This is a genomic window from Intestinibacter sp., from assembly GCF_051866655.1.
Classification (GTDB): domain Bacteria; phylum Bacillota; class Clostridia; order Peptostreptococcales; family Peptostreptococcaceae; genus Intestinibacter.
In genome coordinates this window covers 2,255-4,576 of the sequence record NZ_JBJDXL010000224.1, presented here as the reverse complement: position 1 = coordinate 4,576, position 2,322 = coordinate 2,255, and the positions used below count along the sequence as shown (strand labels likewise).

Here is a 2,322-nt window from a genome sequence, read left to right as displayed (position 1 = left end):
GAACAATAATTCAAATGCAAGGAAAGTTTGCATTTGAATACAGCGTAATAATTTGCAAAAACAATAGAATAACATTAGTTACCTACAAGAATAGAGAAGAAGCTACAAAAGAATTCAATAGGTTAATTAAAATATACAAATAGTTTCTCTTTTTTGCAAATAATGTTTTTCACACTATCAGTTCGTGAGAATAGATAGTGCTTTTAACAAGCTCGGATGGCGAAATAGGTAGACGCGTCAGACTTAAAATCTGATAGTTATTGCAACTGTACGGGTTCGATTCCCGTTCCGAGTACTAATAATCAATATTAATATAAAATGTTAAAAACAAAAGTAATACATCAAAACACAATAAGTAAGTATGCTATAGTAGCACTACTTATATTACTATTATCTTTAGTAATACTAAAAAATCATAGTAGAAAAGAATTTATCTATAACTATATAGAATTACACACTCAATATAAAAACTATAAAGTAATAGATAAATATCAAAAAGACAACAAATATTATCTAATAGTATTTAATAAATCTTATTTTGATACATCTACTAAAATAGTATATAAGACTATAAGAGTTACAGAAAATGTATACTATAACTTATATTTTGTAGGAGATAACATTAAATAACTAAAATTTATCAAAAAATGAAACCATTAAACACATTTTTAAGCATATTAGTATGCATATTAATGTTCTTAGCAGGAACATTTGCAGGAGCATTATATCAAGAAAACCGCTCTAAAGAAACTACAGAGACAGACTTTGTAGAGTTTAATCAAGACTCAATCCAAGACCATATAGTCTCGATTGAAGATTACTTACAGTTCCGTAAGGAAATGATAGAAACAGACCGAAAAGATAGTGTATTTAAAGCAATGCCAGAAATAGCATTAGTTAATATACTATATAATTTCGGAACAGAATTATCTCAATACGAGATAGTTAATATTTACGAATCTAATACAGCTGCTTATAATAAAATATTAGAAGGAGCTAAAACAAAAGAGATTGTAGACTCATTAAATAATATTGATGTTCATAGTAACTCTACTAAAAGAGAAAATATTATACCAAAAGTTTCTCTTTAGTTTGCGTTAACAAACTGTATCAGTTCGTGAGAATAGATACAGTCTTCAGAAGATGACAAACATGTGGGGCGTAAGTAAAATGCATATCTTTCAAGTTAGTTGAATACAGCTTCTAATAAGAAAGAGATACCTGTATTTGTATTTTATAATCGTGCAGACGTTAAAATCATGTACTCCAATAAGGAAAGTTTAGCAGCTTTCCTGCTTACGAGTTAAAACTAAGTGAGTGCTAATCTGTTTAATGAGCATAGAAGGTAGAAGTAAACTTCCGTTATGGGAATCAACAAACAAAATCCTGCATAACCAGGTCGTCCTCAAAAATAATTAAAACAATGGTACAATTAATCTCTGTAACTTATAAGTCTGAAAACAGACTTGCAAATCTATTAGCTACTAAAAAATACTTAGGTATAAAAGTAGTTGATGCTAAGCACATGGTACAATGCTGCCCATGTATTATTACTTTTAATAATCCAAAAGTAATAGAATCTAAGTTAAACTTAGATACGTTAAAACAAAAATTAAATGATTTTGAAATAGAAATCACAACAATTAACAGTTAAATTATTATCAAAATGAAAGCAATTGTAATTATGTTTGATGGAGAAGTAAATAATGAACAAGAATTAGTTCGTGAATTAGGTTCTCTATTAGCAAAAAGCAAAAATGCTACTGTAAAATTATCTAAAGTACAGTTAGCATTATTATCTGATGTAGAAGTATGCTCTTTATTAATAAATAAAGCAGCAGAAGAACAGAAAAAAGTCAGAGTAACACATGATTTTGAAGTATTTCTTCAGAATATTATCAAAACTGTAGGCTCACCCAGATTATCTGGTCCTTTAGCTTACAAGTATGCTATTATTAATAAGCTTCATGAGTCTAAAGAGTTAAGAGAAAATAAATATTGGACTAAACTCCGTAATTTAACAGAATATGAAAAACTACTGTTAAAAGAATATGGACTTGAAAACTTGTCTAATTATATTAACGACATTGCAGAAATTTTCAGAATTTACAACTATGGCGCAATATAAAAAAGACTCTTACTTTTCATCACTAAAAGAAGAATCAAATAGCAAAGACTTCAAAAAAAAGAAGCCTAAACACAAGAAAATGGAACCTTATAAAAGAACTAAGGTATAAATTTTATAATGAACAACTATTATTATAAAATACAACAAGAAGGGTATCCGCCAGAGCCCTTCAATTAGAAAGATTATTAATTTTT

Annotated in this window: 5 protein-coding genes and 1 tRNA gene; all 6 read left to right on the top strand. The window is 27.9% G+C overall.

Features of this window, described 5'->3' with window-relative positions; genetic code table 11:
- Positions 1-210 precede the first annotated feature (210 nt).
- The 6 genes from ACI3VO_RS06775 to ACI3VO_RS06750 all read left to right on the top strand — a co-directional run bounded on the left by ACI3VO_RS06775 (position 211) and on the right by ACI3VO_RS06750 (position 2,237).
- Positions 211-295 (top strand) — tRNA-Leu (locus ACI3VO_RS06775).
- Between the two features lie 23 nt (positions 296-318).
- Positions 319-630, top strand: a complete 312-nt coding sequence (locus ACI3VO_RS06770) for a hypothetical protein (protein WP_439757176.1) — start codon at positions 319-321, stop codon at positions 628-630.
- 17 nt (positions 631-647) lie between these two features.
- Positions 648-1,091, top strand: a complete 444-nt coding sequence (locus tag ACI3VO_RS06765; protein ID WP_439757175.1) for a hypothetical protein — start codon at positions 648-650, stop codon at positions 1,089-1,091.
- Between the two features lie 332 nt (positions 1,092-1,423).
- Positions 1,424-1,654 carry a hypothetical protein gene (locus ACI3VO_RS06760; RefSeq protein ID WP_439757174.1) on the top strand — a complete coding sequence of 77 codons (231 nt, stop codon included), beginning with the start codon at positions 1,424-1,426 and terminating at the stop codon, positions 1,652-1,654.
- A gap of 30 nt (positions 1,655-1,684) precedes the next feature.
- Positions 1,685-2,128, top strand: coding sequence for a hypothetical protein (locus tag ACI3VO_RS06755; RefSeq protein WP_439757173.1), 444 nt, complete (start codon positions 1,685-1,687; stop codon positions 2,126-2,128).
- Complete coding sequence (locus ACI3VO_RS06750; protein WP_439757172.1) at positions 2,115-2,237, top strand: hypothetical protein; 123 nt, start codon at positions 2,115-2,117, stop codon at positions 2,235-2,237. Before ACI3VO_RS06755 ends, ACI3VO_RS06750 begins: the two co-directional genes overlap by 14 nt.
- Positions 2,238-2,322 lie beyond the last annotated feature (85 nt).